Origin of the sequence: Micromonospora sp. WMMD1219 (genome assembly GCF_049315215.1) — a bacterium.
Taxonomy (GTDB): domain Bacteria; phylum Actinomycetota; class Actinomycetes; order Mycobacteriales; family Micromonosporaceae; genus Micromonospora; species Micromonospora tulbaghiae.
In genome coordinates this window covers 905,213-924,203 of sequence record NZ_CP186057.1, presented here as the reverse complement: position 1 = coordinate 924,203, position 18,991 = coordinate 905,213, and the positions used below count along the sequence as shown (strand labels likewise).

General features: G+C 68.4%; 15 protein-coding genes and 1 pseudogene. 11 read left to right on the top strand and 5 right to left on the bottom strand.

Annotation, left to right across the window (positions count from 1 at the left end; genetic code table 11):
• Window positions 1–1,007: 1,007 nt before the first annotated feature.
• Entirely contained in the window at window positions 1,008–1,619 is a 612-nt protein-coding gene (locus ACN27C_RS04390) for an RHS repeat-associated core domain-containing protein (RefSeq protein WP_422750488.1), read from the top strand.
• 52 nt (window positions 1,620–1,671) lie between these two features.
• Complete coding sequence (locus tag ACN27C_RS04385) at window positions 1,672–2,172, top strand: hypothetical protein (protein ID WP_422750487.1); 501 nt, start codon at window positions 1,672–1,674, stop codon at window positions 2,170–2,172.
• Window positions 2,173–2,419: 247 nt separating this feature from the next.
• Here ACN27C_RS04385 and ACN27C_RS04380 read toward each other — a convergent pair whose 3' ends face one another.
• The 4 genes from ACN27C_RS04380 to ACN27C_RS04365 all read right to left on the bottom strand — a co-directional run bounded on the left by ACN27C_RS04380 (window position 2,420) and on the right by ACN27C_RS04365 (window position 6,238).
• Window positions 2,420–2,944 carry an N-acetyltransferase gene (locus ACN27C_RS04380; RefSeq protein WP_422750486.1) on the bottom strand — a complete coding sequence of 175 codons (525 nt, stop codon included), beginning with the start codon at window positions 2,942–2,944 and terminating at the stop codon, window positions 2,420–2,422.
• Between the two features lie 179 nt (window positions 2,945–3,123).
• Window positions 3,124–3,807 (bottom strand): GOLPH3/VPS74 family protein, encoded by a 684-nt coding sequence (locus ACN27C_RS04375; protein WP_422750485.1) that lies wholly within the window; start codon window positions 3,805–3,807, stop codon window positions 3,124–3,126.
• Window positions 3,808–3,821: 14 nt separating this feature from the next.
• On the bottom strand, window positions 3,822–4,835 hold the full coding sequence (locus ACN27C_RS04370; RefSeq protein ID WP_422750484.1) for an acetamidase/formamidase family protein: 1,014 nt from the start codon (window positions 4,833–4,835) through the stop codon (window positions 3,822–3,824).
• Complete coding sequence (locus ACN27C_RS04365; RefSeq protein WP_422750483.1) at window positions 4,832–6,238, bottom strand: APC family permease; 1,407 nt, start codon at window positions 6,236–6,238, stop codon at window positions 4,832–4,834. Before ACN27C_RS04365 ends, ACN27C_RS04370 begins: the two co-directional genes overlap by 4 nt.
• A gap of 279 nt (window positions 6,239–6,517) precedes the next feature.
• Here ACN27C_RS04365 and ACN27C_RS04360 point away from each other — a divergent pair, with 279 nt between their 5' ends.
• The 3 genes and pseudogenes from ACN27C_RS04360 (at window position 6,518) to ACN27C_RS04350 (ending at window position 10,543) form a co-directional block, all read left to right on the top strand.
• Window positions 6,518–7,750: a helix-turn-helix domain-containing protein gene (locus ACN27C_RS04360; protein WP_422750482.1), complete on the top strand. Its 1,233-nt coding sequence runs from the start codon at window positions 6,518–6,520 to the stop codon at window positions 7,748–7,750.
• A gap of 3 nt (window positions 7,751–7,753) precedes the next feature.
• Window positions 7,754–8,470, top strand: coding sequence for a creatininase family protein (locus tag ACN27C_RS04355; protein WP_120571808.1), 717 nt, complete (start codon window positions 7,754–7,756; stop codon window positions 8,468–8,470).
• Between the two features lie 883 nt (window positions 8,471–9,353).
• Window positions 9,354–10,543 (top strand): annotated as a pseudogene (locus ACN27C_RS04350) (alpha/beta hydrolase family protein).
• On the opposite strand, the gene ACN27C_RS04345 reads toward ACN27C_RS04350, so the two are convergent.
• Window positions 10,516–11,901 carry a helix-turn-helix domain-containing protein gene (locus ACN27C_RS04345; RefSeq protein WP_422750481.1) on the bottom strand — a complete coding sequence of 462 codons (1,386 nt, stop codon included), beginning with the start codon at window positions 11,899–11,901 and terminating at the stop codon, window positions 10,516–10,518. The pseudogene ACN27C_RS04350 and the gene ACN27C_RS04345 overlap by 28 nt on opposite strands.
• A gap of 531 nt (window positions 11,902–12,432) precedes the next feature.
• Here ACN27C_RS04345 and fxlM point away from each other — a divergent pair.
• From fxlM to ACN27C_RS04315, 6 genes are all read left to right on the top strand, one after another.
• The gene (gene fxlM, locus ACN27C_RS04340) at window positions 12,433–13,674 is read left to right on the top strand and encodes a methyltransferase, FxLD system (protein ID WP_422750480.1); all 1,242 of its coding nucleotides are present in this window, start codon (window positions 12,433–12,435) and stop codon (window positions 13,672–13,674) included.
• A 12-nt stretch (window positions 13,675–13,686) separates the two neighbouring features.
• Complete coding sequence (gene fxlA, locus ACN27C_RS04335) at window positions 13,687–13,842, top strand: FxLD family lanthipeptide (RefSeq protein ID WP_082171195.1); 156 nt, start codon at window positions 13,687–13,689, stop codon at window positions 13,840–13,842.
• Between the two features lie 68 nt (window positions 13,843–13,910).
• On the top strand, window positions 13,911–16,658 hold the full coding sequence (locus tag ACN27C_RS04330; protein WP_422750479.1) for a lantibiotic dehydratase: 2,748 nt from the start codon (window positions 13,911–13,913) through the stop codon (window positions 16,656–16,658).
• Window positions 16,655–17,725, top strand: coding sequence for a lanthionine synthetase C family protein (locus ACN27C_RS04325; RefSeq protein ID WP_422750478.1), 1,071 nt, complete (start codon window positions 16,655–16,657; stop codon window positions 17,723–17,725). Before ACN27C_RS04330 ends, ACN27C_RS04325 begins: the two co-directional genes overlap by 4 nt.
• An 11-nt stretch (window positions 17,726–17,736) precedes the next feature.
• Window positions 17,737–18,519: a thiopeptide-type bacteriocin biosynthesis protein gene (locus tag ACN27C_RS04320; protein WP_120571806.1), complete on the top strand. Its 783-nt coding sequence runs from the start codon at window positions 17,737–17,739 to the stop codon at window positions 18,517–18,519.
• Window positions 18,520–18,552: 33 nt separating this feature from the next.
• Window positions 18,553–18,987, top strand: a complete 435-nt coding sequence (locus ACN27C_RS04315) for an NUDIX hydrolase (protein WP_120573994.1) — start codon at window positions 18,553–18,555, stop codon at window positions 18,985–18,987.
• Window positions 18,988–18,991: the final 4 nt, after the last annotated feature.

The following is an 18,991-nucleotide window of genomic DNA, read 5'->3' as shown; positions in this document are numbered from 1 at the left end:
TGCCTTGCGAATCCCCGCCTTCAGGACCTTGCGGATGGCCCACCAGTGGTGACGGTTCCGAGGGAGTGCGGCTAGTGCGAGGGCGTCCCACGCGGCGATGTCCGCTGAGGCAGTCTCCTCGTGATTTGGAGCTCCTAACTCTTTGAGCGTTGGAGTCGGCGCCGAGCGGCGAGCGATCGCAACCCAGGTCGCTGACACGCAGGCAGGTACGACCACCGGTCATTACAATGCTGATGGGCGCCTCGTCAAGGAGGTATGGCCAAATGACGTAACGGTGACTTCTGACTATGATGAGACTGGCGCCACCACTGGTGCTAGCTACGTGAAGGACGGCTGCGGCCAGGCCGACTGCACTCTCTACAGTGAAACGATCTACTCGAGTGGTCACGGTGAACAGCGCTCGCGTCAATCCACTCTTTCGGCTCAACTCATGAACTACGACGCTGCTGGATGTCTAACTGAGGTGAGGGACACCTTCGACGGTCAGTGCATCACGAGGATCTACACGTTGGATGAAAGCTCGAACCGTACTGGCGTCGCCTCGTACGCCACGGGAGTGGATGGCGCGTGTCAAAATACCAGTCTGGCGCTCAGTAAGGGCTGGGAGTACGACAGTGCCGATCGCTCGACCACCGGGTACACCCTTGACGCCCTTGGCCGTACCACGGTTGCGCCGGCGGGGGACATGCCGACGGGGGGCAGTGATTCTCAGATGACCTATCATGTCAATGACATGGTTCGGTCGATCACCCAGGGACCCCGAGTGTCAACGTACACCTTGGACGCTCTCACCGACCGGTACCGTTCTTGGACCGAGAATGCTTCGGGCGCGTCCGTCACGCATCGCAATCACTACGGCGACGATGGTGATAATCCGTCATGGACTGACGAGGGCACGGCAATTTCAGCCGCGGGATCCTCGGGCTGTCGAAGATGATCGGCGCCTTCGCCAGTAGCACCGGCTGGTATGGGTGGTGACGAATCTTCACGGAGACCATGTCGCCGGCATGGTCGAGTCTCTTGCAGGGCTTGCCTACACCAGTGAGCAGACCGAACTTGGGCAGTTCCGAAACTCGGCTGACGCCGGCTCGAGACGGTACGGATGGCTCGGGTCTGAGCAGCGGGCAGCGGACACCCCGAACGGGGTGACGCTCATGGGTGCCCGTCTGTACAACTCGACAACGGGGCGCTTCCTCTCAGCTGACCCGGTCTACGGGGGCAACGCGAATGGGTACGAGTACTGCAACGCCGACCCCGTCAACTGTTCTGACGTCACTGGTGAGGTTTCCTGCTACCGGTATGGAAATAAGAAGACATATCGGAATTGGTGGGGTATGGCCTATCGGTGGGAATGGAAGTTCCGTTGCAACCTGACCCACGGTGAGGCAATCGCCATTGCGAAGTCGGGCTCTGTTCTCGCTCTCTATCAGGCGCTGAAGCAGGTAAATATCTCGGCCATCAAACGTTGGGCAGTCGTCGCTGTCATCAGCCTTCTCGTAGACTGGCTCTACTCCTGGAAGTGCACCAAGTCCAGGGGATTCTGGGCCGCCGGACGCTATGGCTTCACCTTAAAGTGGATGACGCCATACGCCGGCATTGATAACTTCGGATGCCGCTAATCAGAGGGTCTGAGTGTCACGGTTTATCCGTGACACTCAGACCCGGCGAGGGGTGAAGCAATTGGTTCGTAAGGAATTGATAATCGCCCGGGACGCAATTGTGTCACTGAGGTTCCCTTCGGTCTCCCTCGCAGACGGCGGCCCTGCGGAAGTCGTTCAGGTCCGATCGTGGCGGGCGTCGCTTTTTCGGCGGTCCGTAGCGCTCGCCCTTCCTTTCGACTCGGACTCTGCCGAGCGGATCAGGAGGGGGACGAAGGTTCAGCGGCTGGAAGCCCTGCTGATCGGACCTGCGCGTTTGGTCGTCGTCGGGCTCGGCGCAGTAACGCTGGTGGGGACCTGGCTCGACTTGAGCTTCTCGCCGCTGCCGTTCGTCTTCGTGTTCGCCGCGCTGGCGCTTCAAGCGCTGGCTCACCATCTGAACACGCGCGCGCTCCCGCCCCAGTATCCACGGGAACGCAAGGATGGCAGCCTCCTTATCCGCGAGGTGCCGGACCACGTTGCACAGGAGTGGACGGAGGTAAACCCGGGGGTACAAATTGCCCCAGTGAGTTGATGAGGACGAAGCCTGGTCCGACTTTGACCCGCAGACGGCGCATGTGGGCGGAGGGTGTGGCCGGCGACGACAGTGGGGGGCTGTCGTCGCCGTCCACGTCGGTCGCCGCTGCCCTCCCTCTACGGGCGGGCGACCGGCTTGGACGCACCGATGTGGGCCCGACGCAGAGGGTGGGCGACGACGCGGGGCGGCGACAGAGAGGGGCGGTGCTAGCCGGTAGCCGGACCTGGCTACCGAAACCCAGGGCCTAGCGTTGGGCGTCGGACTGGGCGCGGGCCGCGGCGGTGACGGTTGCCGGCCTGGCGGTGTTCAGGGGCCAGGAGTTGCGGTTCGGGTGAGGGTTGCGGCGCATCGGGGCGAGGACCGGCCCGTCGGGCAGGGTGAGCGCGGGTCTCGGGAGGTAGCCGTGCCCGCGGTACAGGTCCTGGCTGTCGGGCGCGATTTCGGTCCACGAGGGCATGTCGATGCGGTCGACGCGGCTTTCATGGTGGGTGAGCATCGCCGCGCCGGTACCGCCCTGCCGGGCGGCGGGAAGAACGGCGAGAACTTCCAGGTGGTAGTGAGGTTCGGTGGGTCGGACCTGGGTCAGTAGTTGGCCGAGGAGTTCGAACTGCCGCGCGTGCGGGCCGGCGGCGTCGGCCAGTCGGCTGTGGTAGTTCGACGGTGGCGGGATGCTGCGGTAGCGGTGAAACCCCATCGCGGCGGCGCTCAGGTCGTCGGTGATCTGGATGTCGCCGAAGAACATGGCGTGTTCCACCCAGATCACCGCCACGTCGGAGGATCCGCCGCCGGCAGGTCGCGTCGGGCACCAGCCACTGGGCGAGCGGGCCGGAGTGCAGGGCGTCGGCGATCAGCGCGGCGACCGGTTCCTTGTCCGCCCACCGGGCGGCACGGATACGCGGAATGACGTCCATGGGATGCCTCCAAGGGCAGCGGGTGGGTGGGGCGGGCTTACCGGTAGGTGGCGGTGGCGAGGTCACCGACGGCGGCGTCGACCGCGGCGGTGATGTCGCGTACCTGCCGGTGGTGCTGCGCGGCGATGGTGCGTAGCTGCACGGTGAGGGCGGCGGTATCGTCGGCGAGGTACAGGTGGTTGGTCAGGCCGAGGGTCGCGACGAGGCCGCCGAGGGCGGCGGTGTGGTTGTCGGGCTGGTCACGGCCGGCGGCGATGTAGTGCAGCCGGGCGCGGGCGACGACCGGCCACTTCAGGTCGGCGGGCAGGTAGCGGTCGGTGCGGGCGAGCCCGCCGAGGCGGCGGCGTACGTCGTGGCGCAGGATCCCGCCGGCGTGCAGGCCGGCGCGGGTGCGGTCGTACAGGTCGTCGGCGAACCCGCGCAGCCACCTCCGCAGCGGCGGGGCCGGATGGGCGTAGCGGATCGATGCCAGGGCAGTGTCGGCGATCAGGTCACCGACCGGGCGGTCCAGGTGCAGCCACAGCCGCTGCTCCCCGCCCGGCCCGGTGTCATCGGTGGTGTCGAGGGCAATCCGACCGGCGAGGAACAGGTCGATGAGAACCGCACCAGCCAGGCCGAGGGCGAGGGCCTGCCGGTGGATGTGCGGCTGGCCGGTGTCGTCGTCGTGGCCCAGCAGGAACAACTCGTCCCGCAACGGCAACTGCGGGATGGACGAGGTCATCTCGATCCCGTCCCCTACCGCGGACCGTCGGTGTGCTGCCGCAAGCGGGCGTGCACCCCGGCGTGGGCGGCCTGCGGCTGCGGAAGCAGCACCTTGTCGACGGCGGCGAGGAGTGTGTAGTTCGGGTCGCAGACGTTGCCGATCGGCGCCCGTCCCGCCTGCGACACCAACTGGTAGGCGTCGAGCTGCTCCAGGCCGGTGAGGTCTACCACCCAGCCGACCATGTCGCGGTGCGCGATCCGGTAGGCGTCCTCCAACGGGCGGGCGCAGCCGACCGACATGATCGACGTGTCGGTCTCGAGACGGGGCCACACCGTCGGAGCGCCTTTGATGACCTCGATGATCAGGGTGGTGGTTGTGGCGATCTCCACCCCGACGCCGCAGGCCTCACCCTCGCCCTGGCGGGCGTGGCCGTCGCCGAGGGCGAGCATCGCCCCGTGCACGTTCACCCCCAGGTACAGGGTGGTACCGGCGCGCAGCTCCGGTGTGTCGAGGTTCCCGCCATGGCTGTCGGGCACGATGGTCGAACGCGCCTCGAACCCGCCCGGGGCCACGCCGATGGTGCCGATCATCGGGTCCAGCGGCAGGTCCACGGTGTGGTCGCTGCCGGTGGCGTGGAAGCGGACCGTGCCGGCCTGCCGGTCGATGTCGTACACCCACACCCGCTCCTCGAGAGGCGGCTGCAGGGTCGCCGTGTGTGAGGTGGAGGTCAGTGCCCCGAAGTGCGGGAACGTCGAGGAGACTCCCCAGTCGCGGGCCGGGACGATCGAGGCGAGGTGGACGGCGAGGGTGTCGCCTGGCTCTGCGTCCTCGACGAAGAACGGCCCGGATACCGGGTTCAGGTACGGCATGCGGCACACCTGCGACGGCAGGTCCGCCGGGCCGCGCACCAATCCGCCGAAGCAGTCCTCGGTGTGCACCTGAAGCACGTCGCCGGAGCGGACGTGGGCCACCGGCATCCGGCCGCCGAAGGTGTAGGCCAGCTCGTCGCGGGCCGGCCGGTAGGCGATCGTCTCCATGGTCGTCACACCCGCTCGACGTGGCGGGCCTGCGGCTGCACGGGCGCCAGACCCGACAGGGCGGGCCGGCGACCGGTCAGGTACAGGCCGGCGAGTACGACCACGCCGAGGGCGAGCCAGGCCAGACCGAGACGCTGCGCGGCGATGTTCGCGTTGACCACCACGTAGGCGAGGATCACGAACCCGATACCCGGCATCACCAGGTGCGCCCACCAGTTGCCGCTGCGCTGGCGGATGAGGTGGTGCACAACGACGGAGACGTGCAGGACCAGGAACGCGACCATCGCACCGAAGTTGATCAGCGACGACAGCAGCGTGATCCCGTCGACGCGGGTCGCCATGAACAGGCCCAGTGCCAGGGACACGGCGCCGGTGAGCAGGGTGGCGTTGATCGGCACGTTGCGGCGGATCGACACCTTCGCCAGGAAGCCGGGCAGTTGCCGGTCCCGGGCCATCGCGTACAGCAGCCGGGACGTGGCGACCTGCGCGACCATCGAGTTCGGCAGGCCCCACGCGATCGCTGTCGCGACCGCGCACAACGTTGCCAGCCAGCCTCCGCCAGCCACCTGCGCCGCGTCGTAGAAGGCGGTGCCGTTTGGATCACCGTCACTGACCAGCAAGGCTGGCTCGGCGACGAGCATCGCGGCCAGCCAGGTCTGGGCGATGAACAGCACGCCGGCCAGGACGAGGACGGCGGCCATCGCCCGGCCGATCTGCCGGGAACCGCCCTTGGTCTCCTCGGCCAGCATGCTGATCCCGTCGAAGCCGAGGAAGGACAGCACCGCGATCGACACCGCCCCCGCGACGAGCGACCACGTGAAGGTGTCGGCGTTGTAAAACGCATCCCAGCTGAACTGGCCCCTGCCCGAGGCGAGGGCCCAACCGGCGACGGCGAGGAAGATCGCCAGGACGATCAGCTCGCCGACGAGCATCACCCGGGTCACCATCGCGGTCATCCGGATCCCCACCGAGTTGACGATCGTGTTGACCGCGACGAACCCGAGCAACCACAGCCACACCGGCACCGCGGGCACGGTGGAGTGCATCGCCACCGACGCCACCAGGTACAGCAGGCCCGGTACGAGGACGTAGTCGAGCAGGATCACCCAGCCAGCCAGGAACCCGACCGGAGCGCTGATGCCTCGGCCCGCGTAGTTGTAGACACTGCCGGACATGGGGAACGCCTTGACCATCTGCGCGTACGAGAACGCGGTGAACACCAGCGCGACCACACCGACCGCGTACGCCAGGGCCACCATCCCGCCGGAACCGGCGTACACGCCGCCGAAAATCGCCATCGGCGCGATCGGCACCATGTACACCAAGCCGTACGCGACCAGGTCCCGGAACCGTAGTTGACGGCTCAACTCCTGCCGATAACCATATTTGGAGAGGTCATTCTGGAAACTCATCAGACTCCTCAAGCTCTTGGGTCCTGGCTAATCACGCTGTTTCGCAGCCCACTCGTCAGCGAAGGCAGATGCTTCTTCGGTCTTGAGGCGCAACAATTTCGTGGAGCATGCGAACGGGTGTCTCGGCAACGAGAATTGCTCACCGGGTTAGGTGAGTCGATACCGTTGATGCGGACATACGGCGTTGTCCGCATGCAACTGTCCGCGTAGCGTTCGACCACGTACGGTCAGACCTGTCCGGGTCTGGCAGCGACGGACAGACGGCACCCAGGAGTACCGGTGGCGCAAACTCCACGACAGCTGAGCCCGCATCGGTCGGCGCTGCATGGGTTCGGTGCCGCGCTTCGGCAGTGGCGAGAGTGCCGCGGGTTGTCCCAGCGTGCTCTAGGCAGGCTGGTGCACGTCAGTGGGGACCTCATCGGCAAGGTGGAGAAGGCCGAACGTTGGCCGTCCGCCCGCTTCGTCGAGTCGTGTGAGGGCGCACTGCAGACAGGTGGCGAGCTGGCCCGCTTCCTGGCAGACCTGGAGAGTGCGCGCCGCCTTACCAGTGCGGGCTACCGCTTGGCCGAGGGTGCGGAGGGCCAACTCCGGGCCTCCATCGATCACCCCGACAAGACCGACCTGCTCCGTTCGTGGCACGAGCAGCTCGCCAGTCTGGCCGTGGCCGGAAACCGCACCGGATATGTCGGGATGGCGTCCACTGCCCATGCGCAGATTGGCGTCGCAGCCGCCATCGGGCGGCGAAGCCGTTCAGCCGACCGCCGAGACGTACTAATCGCGCAGGCGCTGTGGGCGGAGTTCCTCAGCTGGATCGACGAGCAGGGCGACGCCGCCGAGGCCGACGCCTGGCTGCGACGCGCCCAGCGGCACGCCGTCGAGGCAAACGCGCCGGCGCTTGCCAGCTATGTCCTGATGAGGCAGAGCCAACGAGCCCTTGAGCGCTTCGACCCGCGTAATGCTGCTGCCTTGGCGCAGCGGGCGCTGGACGAGGTTCGGTTACCAGGCCGCATCCGCGCTCTACTGCTGGTCCGCCAAGCCCAGGCCTACGCGATGGGAGGTGACCAGAACGCCTGCGCAGCCACCATCGACCAGGCGCACAGGATCGCCGGCCGCGCCGATTGGGGCTCGGCGTTGCCGGTCGATGTTGGTGCCCACTGCGACCTGGTGTATGTGGCTGCCCACGAAGCGCAGTGCCGTCTTCTCCTCGGTCAACCGGCGGCTGCAGCCGATCTCTACGAGCAACTCCTGCGCCAATGGCCAGATCAGTGGCGCGTCGATGAGGCCCTGTGGCGATCGGCCTTGTCCACCGCCTACGTCAACAGTGGCGACGTTGAGCGCGCAGCGGTCGAGGCCACCAACGCATTGGCCTTGGCCACGGGTACCTCGTCCGCGCGGGCTCTGCGCTGGTTGAACCCGACGGCGGTGGCCCTGCGCCAGCAGACAGCCGTTCCGGAGGCGGCGACCTTCGTGCGCGCCTATCGGCAGGCCACTCTTGAAGCGTGCAACCATTAGCCCGTGGATCTGATCACGACGGCGACGAGCACCGAGGAGTCCGAGCGAGCAGCGTCCGTCGCGGTCCTTCCGGTCGGTAGTTTTGAGCAGCACGGCGCCCACCTGCCGCTGCTGACGGACACCATCGTGGCATGCGCGATCGCGAAGGCAGTCGCCGAGCGCTACGACCTCTTTCTGCTGCCGCCCGTGACGATCTCCTGCTCCCACGAACACGCGGCGTGGCGTGGAACGGTTAGTATCAGCGCCACCACGCTCGCCGCCGTGGTCGGTGACATCGCCGCCTCCCTGCGTCAATCAGGCATCAATCAGCTCGCTGTGATCAACGGGCACGGCGGCAACTACGCGCTTGCCAACGTCGTTCAGGAAGCCAACGTCGCCGGACCGAGGATGACTCTGTTCCCCTCTCGGGCCGACTGGGACGACGCCCGAGTGGCCGCAGGCCTACACAGCACAGCCCACCAGGACATGCACGCGGGCGAGCTCGAGGTTTCGCTGCTCCTGCACGTCGCGCCCGAGGTGGTGCGTGACGGCTTCCAGCATGCCGACCATCTAGTGGACGATCGGCGTCACCTCCTCACACAGGGCATGAGTGGCTACACCGCCAGCGGCGTCATCGGCCTGCCGTCCCACGCCACCGCAGCCCAGGGCAAAGCCGTACTCGAAGACCTCGTTCGCTCCTTCGCCGACCATCACGGCCTCCTGTTGAGACACAAGGCATGATCAGGAGTGAGGCTGAACGGGAGCTGTTGTCCGTATCGACTTTGCCCCCAGGGAGAGCGATCGGGCGGAGGCAGTCTGCGGGGCGCGCCCGGGGGCAGGGGCACGGCGCTCGGACGTAGAGTCGACCGTCTAGGCCCGCACACCGGTACGAAAGACCTGGCCGTCCCGGTGTCCCGGCAATCGATTGACTAGACCGCCGTCGTCCGCCCCGCGTGCAGTTGTTCGAGGAGGACCCGTGAGGCCGGCTGACAGGATCGCTGAAGTGTCGGTGGAAGACGCCGTCCGCGCCTCGGTGAGCTACGACCAACTGCGTATGGGTGATGACGCCCTGTACTGGCTGGAGACCCGTCCCGACGCCGGCGGTTGCACGGCGGTGACACGATGGCGGTCCGGCGAGGGCAAGCGTGATGTCAGTCCGAAGGGCTTTGATGTCGCCAGCGGCGTTCACGCCTACGGGGGTGGATCTTTCGCTGCTGCCAAGGGGACGCTGTGGTACGTCGGCCGAGATGGCCTCTACCGGAGTCGTCGTTCCGACGATCAACCCGAATTGATCGCTCATGGATCCTTCGGTGACCTGACGGTCGGCGACGGCGAGTTGCTGGCTGTGCGGGAGTCGGAGCAGGGTGACGAACTCGTCGCGGTGTCGCTCACCGGTGCTCCGACGGTGCGAACTCTCGTCTCATCCCCGGGGTTTCTTGGTGCGCCTCGGCCGGGTCCAGGTTGGTTGGCCTGGACCAGGTGGAGCGAGCGCGACATGCCCTGGGACGCGTGTGAGATATGGGTGGCATCCTACTCGCCGCGTCATCAGGTCGACGGCGCAGTGAGACTGGCCGGCGGTCCGGAGGAGTCTGCGGTAGAGCCGCGGTGGGGACCCGGCGGGGCGTTGTACTTCGTGTCGGACCGCAGCGGTTGGTGGAACCTCTACCGGTGGGACGGCCACAGGGTGGAGGCGGTGGCTCCGATCGCGGGTGAGTGCGCTGCGGAGCCGTGGGAGTTGGGTTACGCGTCGTACGGCTTCCTCGACGATGGTCGGATTGTCTTGGTGGTGCAGGAGGGGCCGCGACACCGCCTTGTCGCCATCGAGCCCGACGGCACTGTCCGCCCGGTCGACCTGCCGTACACGTCGATCAAGCCGTACCTCGCCCCCCGCGGGACGACGGTGGCGTTGATCGGACAATCGCCGACCGTAGCCCCACAGGTCGCGCTCGTAGACCTGGCTGAGGCTGACCCCCAGGTGAAGGTGCTTGCCAGGCCGGAGCACGCCGCACTCGACCGCGCGCGAGTATCGACCCCAACGGAGCTGCGCGTCCGAGTGGCCAGTGGGCGGGAGGTCCATGCCCTGGTGTATCCGCCGACGGGCTCGGCGGCGGACTGGCGGGCACCGGTGATCGTCCGGGCGCATCCCGGGCCGACCGCGTCCTGCCTGCTGCGCCTGGACTGGCAGGCACAATTCTTCACCAGCCGCGGGTTCGCCGTTGTTGATGTCGACTACCTGGGTAGCACCGGGTACGGCCGCGCGTTCCGGGAATCGCTGTACGGCCGGTGGGGCCTGGACGATGTCGGCGACTGCGCGGCGGTGGCGGTTCACCTGCTGTCGACGGGACGGGCGGTGCCGGGGCAGGTGTTCATCCGTGGTGCCAGCGCCGGCGGCTACACCGCGTTGCACGCGGTGGCCCAGGACGGCCCGTTCGCCGCTGCCACGGCCGTGTCGGCGATCGTGGATCCTGACCGGTGGGCGCAGACGGTGCCCCGGTTCCAGCGGGCGCACGCATTGCGGCTGCGAGGTGGTGCCGGCCGGGTCCGTGCCGCTGCTGTCCAACGGCCGGTGCTGCTCATTCATGGCACCGCCGACGAGGTGGCCGTGGTCGAGGATGTCCGTGAACTCGCCGACGAGTTGACGTCTCTCGGCATGGCACCTGAGGTGTTGCTTCTTGCCGATGTCGGCCACTATGTGGCGTCGTCCCGTCGAGCGGGCGCGGCGCTGGAGGCGGAGCTGGGTCACTACCGCTCGGTGATGGCGGATGCGGCCAACGACTAACGGGGGGCTACACGGCGGCCAGCGGTAGTCGGTGACGCAGGTACTCGCCGAACTCGCGGACCTCCGGCTCGCACCGGTAGGGCTCGAGGTCGGCCTGCACCTCGACGATGCGCTGCAGGCAGCGGTGTGAGGTGGTTCGTGCGGCGTGGTCGACTGCCTCGCGTGCGGTGGCGCAGGCTTCGTCGATGCGGCCGGCGGCGGCCAGCGACGAGGCCAGGAGCGCGGTGTCGATGGCGAGTCGCCGGACGTGGGTGGGGCTCAGGGCGGTGAGGGCGTCGCTCAGGTGCCGTTGGGTGTGCTGCGGTCGGCCCAGGTCGTGGAAGCAGTGGGCGATTTCGTCGGCGAGGTACGCCGCGTCGAAGTATCCGATCCACGCCGGCTCGTCCTCGGGCTTGGCACGGGCCAGTTGCCTTTCCGCGATGTCGAGGTGGGTCAGGCAGTCGTCTTCGCGTCCAAGGCGGGCGTGCGTGCGCGCCACCACCGCGTGCAGCGCGGCTGCCACGGCGGGCGTCGTCTGGGTCTCGCTTCCTCTCACCGCCGTCAGCGCCATCCTGCCTGCTGGCTCGGGATGGCCGCAGTGCAGTGCGAGGTGGCCGATGTTCACTGCGAGCAGGTAGCTGCCGTACGGGCGGTCGTCGGCGGCTTCCGTCAGACGTAGAGCGCGGAGGTAGCGGCGCTGGGCGAGGCCATGGGCACCGGTGTCGACCGCCTGGTACCCGCAGAGCTCGAAGAATCCCGCCGCCAGCGTGTAGAGGTGCCGGCCGACAGCCTCGGAGGTGGGAGTGTTCGCCAACAGCCGGTTGAGTTCGCCTTCGACGTACCGCTGCACCTGCGCGTGGACTCGTCCGGCGCCGTGGGTGTGGTCCAACTGCCGGAACATCGCCAGAGCGGTCTCCGCCGCATGAAGATCCTCTTCGTCAACCTGGTCAGGCGATCGGGGTCGTCCGACCACGGGCGGCCGGGGGTCCGCCGCAGCGTTCAGCCAGTCAAGGGCGGCGCGATCGAGGACACCGGGCTGGAAGGGAACACGGACGACCATGCCCGCCACCCCGGGCTTCTCCTCTAAATGGGTGGGCAGCAGGGTGTCTGCGTTGCCAGAACCGCTCGGGGAAGTTGCCCGCATGTTCTCGCTGTTGCGACTTTCCTCGAGAAGAGGTAGCAGGCGGGTTAAGGCCCCTCCGGCTTCCAACGCCCTGTCGCAGGCCTCGACGAATTCCCGGGATGGGAAACGGTCCGCTGTCTCGATCCGACGCACCAGGTCGGCGCTGAAGCGGATCATCGCGCCGAGTCGCGCCTGGGAGAGGTTGGCCCGCTCCCGCAGCCGACGCAGCTCGGCACCGAAGAAGTGGCGCTCGGACAGGGACGGCTGGAGCATCCGCGGGGTCTGGCCCATAGCACCGCCTCCTCGGGACTGTGCGCACCACTATGGCGATGATCAGCGTGACTATCGCGCACATAGGGTCACTCGATGTTCAGCGCGGCGCAACCACGAACACCGAGGTGCGTAGGTACGGGACGCTCACCGGTGCGCACATGCGGACAGCCGCTTCGTCCGCATGCTCGGCATTCACTGCACCGGCTCGACGGGCGAGTGTGGAGACGTGCCGTTGGCTGCTCGTCAGATCCGCCACCGACTTAGCACGGGAGGCTGCAGTGCAGCAGGAGTCCGCTCCGCGCCGCGATCTTGGTACAACGGCTGCGCCCCGGCTTTCCCGCCGCACGAACGATCATGCCCATGGGCATTGGGCGCTTACCCGGGCACCCATGACCGCCAGCAGGACGCGACCTTCGACCGGCACAACATCGACTTGAGATACCCGTGTGACTTGGCGAGTCCAGCGGCTTGACGCTCTGTTGGGCCCGAGAAGAGCGGTACGGCGGACCACCCGATCGGCAGGTCCTGATGGAGAGGGAGAGCACCCGAATGAGTGTCGACACGGCGAGCGGCGAGGACCTCCACGCCGCAATGGTCGATCAGCTAATCGCTGATCACATGGAGAAAGGGCTGGTCATGCGGCCCGAGGTGGAGGCGGCACTACGGTCCGTGCCACGTCATCTGTTCACGCCGGATGCCGCGCTTACGGAGGCGTACCGGGCCGACCAGGCCGTGGTGACCAAGCGGATCGGCGACGAGGCGGTCAGTTCGGTGTCGGCGCCGTGGCTCATCGCGGAGATGCTCGGTCAGGCCGCCGACGCCGTCGACGGTGGGTTGGCCGGTCGGCACGTCCTGGAGATCGGTTCCGGCGGATACAACGCCGCGCTGCTGCGCGAGCTGGTCGGCCCCGAGGGCTCGGTCACGACCATAGACATCGATCGCGAGGTCACTGACCGGGCCACCGCCTGCCTAACCGCGGCGGGTTACGACGACGTGGCCGTGGTGTGCGCGGACGCCGAGCAACCGGTCAACCCGGGCCGCACATACGACCTGATCATCGTCACGGTCGGCGCCTGGGACATCTCACCGGCCTGGACCGCGCAGCTCGCCAAGAACGGAACGCTCGTCGTGCCGCTACGGACGTTCGGGATGACCCGCTCATGGGCGATGCGCCGGACGGGGGACCAGCTGGTCAGCCACAGCCAACGACTGTGCGGGTTCGTATCGATGCAGGGCGCCGGAGCACATCAGGTGCGGTACGTCGACATCGCTGACGGGGCTCACCTGCGCCTCGACGAGCACCAGCAGGTCAACCGCCACGCCGTAGGTGAGCTGTTGGCGGGGCCGCAGACGCAGGCATGGGCCGGGGTGAGCCTGCCCCCTCGTACCGTCCTGGCCGACCTCGACCTGTGGCTGGCGACCCGCATCACCGATGCGGGACAGCAGTTCGTCGTTCTCACGGCCCAGCAGGAGGCCGTGGATGCCGGCGTCGTCGCCCCGGCGTGGCGCTTCGGCACACCGGCCGCCCTCACCGACGCCGCGTTCTGCTACCGCTCGACGCTGCGTTGGAACGACGACGACATGTTTGACCTCGGCGCCTGTGCGCATGGGCCCGACGCCGCGTCGGCGGCCGGTCGGATGGTCGGACAGATGCGCGCGTGGCTGGATTCGGGTAGCCCCGCGCCGGTGCTGCACGTCCTGCCCGCTGGTACTCCCGACGGCGACCTGCCGGCCGGGACGGTGTTGGACAAGCGGCACAGCCGTTTCGTCCTCACCTTCACCCCCGCATAGAAGGGAAAGCACATGAACGACACGGAAACCTCGGAGTTCGTCCTGGACGTCAGCCTGGTCGACGCCGGCCCCACCGCGGGCGGCTACGCCACCGCCACCGACGACGGGTGCGGCTCCGGCAACACCGGCTCCAACGCCTGCACCACGAAGTGCGACGGCGGCAACTGACCCATCCGTTCCTCTCACGATCGGGCCCGGCGTCGCGCACGCCGGGCCCGACGATTCGGTGGTGCCTCATGGTTCCCGCAGATGGTGCGGCGCTGATCAGAATCGCCGCCTACCCCAAGGGCCTCGTTCTGCCGCCCTGGCCCAACATGGCCCACGGTCATCCGGATCAGTGGCGCGAGTGGCTGGACAAGACGTGGACGCTGCCCGGATTCGCGGCAGCCGTTACCGGCGCGGCGCCGCAGCTGGCCGACCAGATCCAACGCGCGCTGAGCGGGGAGCCGGTGCCTCGGCAGCGGCTGCGGCGCCTGGTGCAGTCAGCGGTCCGGTACCTGCTGCGCTGGACCACCCGTGCGACCCCGTTCGGCACGTTCGCCGGTGTCGCCCCGGTCCAGTTCGGCGCTCGCGCGGCGGTCCTCCTGGGCGACGCCCATCGCGCGGTCTCCCGACCCGACGGCCAGTTCATCGCCGAGCACACCGCGCGGGCCGAACACGACCTGGCCACCCTGCGCACCGTCCCCGTCGTGACGAACTCGTTGGGATACCGGCGCGGCGACAGGTGGGTGCTGCCCTGTGCCCACGCCAGCGACGATCGGCGGTGGGACGTCGAGGTCCGCCTAACCAGCCCGATCCGGGCCGCGATCCAGGCGGCGCGGTCCCCGGTCAGGTTCGCCGACCTCGCCGAGACGATCGCTGTACCCGCCAGCATCGCCGACGCCGAGCGGCTGCTGGCCGACCTGGTTCACACCGGGGTGCTGCTGTCGGCTCTCCGCCCGCCCATGACCGCCACCAACCCGGCCGCTCAGGTCGCCCGCCACTGCGTCATTCCGGAGCCGGGCAGCCGGACCGCCGTCGACCTACGTGCCGACATCGCCGTGACCCTGCCCCCGCCGGTCCTGCACGAGGCGGAGCGGGCCGCGTCGACCCTCGTGGCGGTAGCGCCACCACCTACCCCCGGATGGGCCGAGTACCACAACGCATTCATCGAGCGATGGGGTCCAGGAGCGGCTGTCCCCATCCGTGAGGTGCTGAACGTGCTGGGTTTTCCGGCCGGCTACCGGGGATCCACTCGCCGCGCCCCAGCGCTGTTCACCGCCCGCGACCGGGTGCTCGGACAGCTCGCGCAGCAGGCCGCCCTCGACGGCTGCGCCGAAGTGGTGCTCGACGACGCGCTGATCGACCGGCTCCGCGGGAATGACGACCGGCCGCCAATTCCGCACACCGAACTGCGGGCTGCCCTTGCCGCCGACACTCCGCGCGATCTGGACCGCGGCGCGTTCACCCTGACGGTGCTCAGCGGGTCCCGCCACGCCGGGGTCGCCGCGGCCCGGTTCCTGCACCTGCTCACCCCCGCCGAACTCGCCGGATTCCAGCAGGTGTACCGAAATCTGCCGACCGCCCTGCCCGGCGCGGCCCCGCTGCAGCTGTCCGGACCACCCCTTGACACCCGCCTCACCGCAGTAGCCCGGACGCCCGAGCTGCTACCCGTCCTCCCTGTCGGCGACTTCCACCCGGCACCGCCGTACACGCTTGAGGATCTGGCGGTGACCGGCGACGGACGCCGGTTGTGGCTGGTATCGCTGACCACCGGTCAACCCGTCGAGCCGCTGCTGTTCAACAGCGTCCTGCTGCCTACCCTGCAGCAGCCGCTGATGCGGTTCCTGGCCGAGATCTGGACCGCGTGGACGGCACCGTGCAGCCGGTTCGACTGGGGACACGCCAGCGGCCTGCCGTTCCTACCCCGCCTGCGACGGGGACGCACCATCGTGCACCCCGCCCGCTGGATCGTCGACCACACCGCGCTTCCCGCTCAGGGGACAGCATGGGCGCAGTGGTGTGACGCCTGGCGGCGACACCGCCACCAACGGCACATCCCGGAGCAGGTCCTGGTCGGCGAGGACGACATACGCCTACGCCTTGACCTGGACAACCCCGCCCACCTGGCGGTTCTACGCGACCACCTCGACCGGCATCCCCGCACCGTGATCACCGAGGCTCCAGGTCCAGCGGGCTGGATCGACGACCGCCCCGCCGAACTCCTGCTCACACTCACCCACCCCGCGCCGGCCGCTCAATCAGCCCGACCAGCCCGACCAGCCACCACTGTTCAGCACTGGCCAGGGCAGTCACGGTGGATCGAGGCACACCTACACGGTCGGCTCGACGACATCTTGGCCGACCTCGCCGGCCGCCCCGCCAGCCACCTACCAGCCGGCTGGTGGTTCCTGAGGTATCCCCATCCTGAGCCGCACCTGCGGCTACGCATCCCACTTCCGGACACCGACGGGCTCGCCGATACCACCCGCCATCTCGCCGGCTGGGTGCAGCGCCTGCACGATGACGCCGTCGTCCACGATTACAGCCTGCACCCGTACCGCCCCGAAACCCGCCACGGCGCCGCAGCGACCCTCGCCGCCGCCGAGCGGGTGTTCGCCGCCGACTCGCGCGCCGCCCTGCACCGGCTCACCGGCGACCGACAGGCCGCCATCGCCGCCGGGATGATCGCTATCGCCGACAGCTTCACCGGCGACGGGCCGCGCTGGCTCGCAACCCACGTCGCCCACCGGACCGGCCCCCGCCTCGACCCCGCCCAGCTCGAACACGCCCAGCGCCCAGTCCATGACGAGCAACTCGCGGCGGCGCTGGTCGCCTACCGCTCCTTGGTCGCCGATGACGGACTTGACCCCGACGAGGTGCTCGGTGACCTGCTGCACCTGCACCACGCCCGCATGATCGGCGTCGACCCCGCCTCCGAACGGCACTGCCTGCGGCTGGCCCGCACCATCGCCCGCACCACCCTCGCCAGGCTCAAGCCGTGACCACGGGACAGTCCCTCGCCGACGGCGCGGCCGGCATCGCCCTGCTGCACCTCGAAACCGGCAACAGGCCGGCAGCATGCGAGGCACTGCGCGACGCCACCGCCGGTGGCGTGAGCATCAGCGACGGAGCCAGCCTCTTCTACGGCGCTCCCGCACTCGCCTTCGTCCTCGCCATCACCGACCATCCGGGGCTCGCCCAGGCACGAGCGGTCACCGCCGACGGCACCGCCACGGTGGCCCGCCGACGACTCGACACTGCCCACCGTCGCATCGACCGCCACGAGCAGCCGCACTACGCCGAGTACGACCTCATCCGCGGGCTGACCGGGCTCGGCGTCGTCCTGCGCAGGCTCGGCGATCACGACCTGCTCCGTCAGGTCCTGGACTACCTCGTGCGGCTCACCGAACCGTGCGACGAACTGCCCGGCTGGTGGTGCTGGAACGGGTCTGAACGCCGCCAGCCACCGCCCTTCGGTGGTCACGCGAACTTCGGTATGGCGCACGGCATCGCCGGTCCCTTGGCTCTGCTCGCCCTCACCCTCCGCGACGGCATCACCGTCGCCGGACACACCACGGCGATCAACCGCATCAGCCGATGGCTGGACGCCTGGCAGCAGCACACCGACGGCACGATCTGGTGGCCGCAAACCATCACCCTCACCGACCTACACCGCGGAACACCAGCCCAGCGAACCCCGCTGCGGCCGTCCTGGTGCTACGGCACCCCCGGCATAGCCCGCGCTCAGCAACTCGCCGCACAAGCCCTGCACGACACCACTCGGCAGCGCCTCGCCGAGACGGCCTTCACCACCTGCGTCACCGACCCCGAACAACTTCGACGGCTCACCGACCGAAGCCTGTGCCACGGCACCGCCGGACTGCTGGCCACCGCCCGCCGCATCGCTTCCGATGCCCTCACCTTGATACCCCTGGCTGCCGTAGAAGATCTCCACCGGCAGACCGCCCCCACCACCAACGAGCCCGAAGGGCTGCTCGATGGCAGGGCAGGCGCCGACCTCGTCACCGCCGTCGCCACCGCCTGGGACGCCTGTCTCCTCCTCACCTGAAAGAGCCATCCATGGACCACACCCCCTGGTACCAGGTCAACATCAGCTACCCCGGCCAGACCGCCCGGGAGCGCGAGAAACAGGCCGTCGCCCACCTCAGCCGAGTGCTTCCCGCTGCCGAGACTGCCGGCCTGATCTCCTCCTGGTGGTTCATCCGCAAAGGCGCTTGGCGCATCCGTTACCTCCCCGCAGGAAGCCCGGAGAGCGGGGGTCAGTCCCGCCGGCTTCTCACCGAAGGGGTTACCTGGGCCGGTGACATCTACGAACCCGAAACCCACGCGTTCGGCGGCCACGACGCCATGACCACCGCCCACACGCTGTTCCACCACGACAGCCGGCACCTCCTCACCTACCTCCACGAGCACCCCACCACCCGGCGCGAACACTCGCTGATCTTGTGCACCGCCCTGATGCGCGAAGCAGGGCTGGACCTCAACGAGCAAGGCGACGTCTGGGCCCAAGTCGTCGAGCACCGCGCAGCACACCTCAACCAGGCACGCCCAACCGATGCCCCCAGGTGGGAGAGGTTCACCGGAGACGTTCGGAGCCTGCTGCTCGGCGCACCTCGCACCTCCGGCGACTGGCACACCGCATTCGCACACGCCGGCGCAGCTCTACATCGCCAACGGGAAAGGGGCACCCTCACCCGTGGTCTGCGGGCAGTAATCGCCTTGCACGTGATCTTCCACTGGAACAGGCTCGGACTACCCGCCACCACCCAGGCCACCCTCGCCCGAGCGGCTCAGGAAGCCATCTTCGGCCTGCCCGATACGGACCTGCCAGACCCCGGGTAGACGCACCAGAGGAAAGGAGTGGGGGAAGGCGCCGTGCCCGAGAAGGTGTTCACCAAGAAGGTTCTCTGCTATGTCGTGCGGGAAGGTCACTTGCTCGTCTTCCGCCACACCGACTTCAGCTACGAGGAGGTGGGCATCCAGGTGCCCGGCGGCAGCGTTCGCCCCGGTGAGGATCCGGCGGACGCTGCGCTGCGCGAGGCCCGCGAAGAGACCGGACTGACGGGCTTCAGCGTCGTGCGCAAGCTGGGGGAGATCGAGTACGACATCAGCCCGCTCCGCTTTGAGATTCAGCGTCGGCACGTCTTCGAGTTGGCGCTGCACGGGCCGACGCCCGAGCGGTGGGCGAGCCAGGAAGACCACGACGGCGAGCAGGAGCCCACCCGGTTCGAGTGCTTCTGGATACCGTTACGGACCGCGCACGTCCTGCAGTCTGGCCAGGGCGCGCTTGTGGGCCGGTTGTTCGACTGACCAG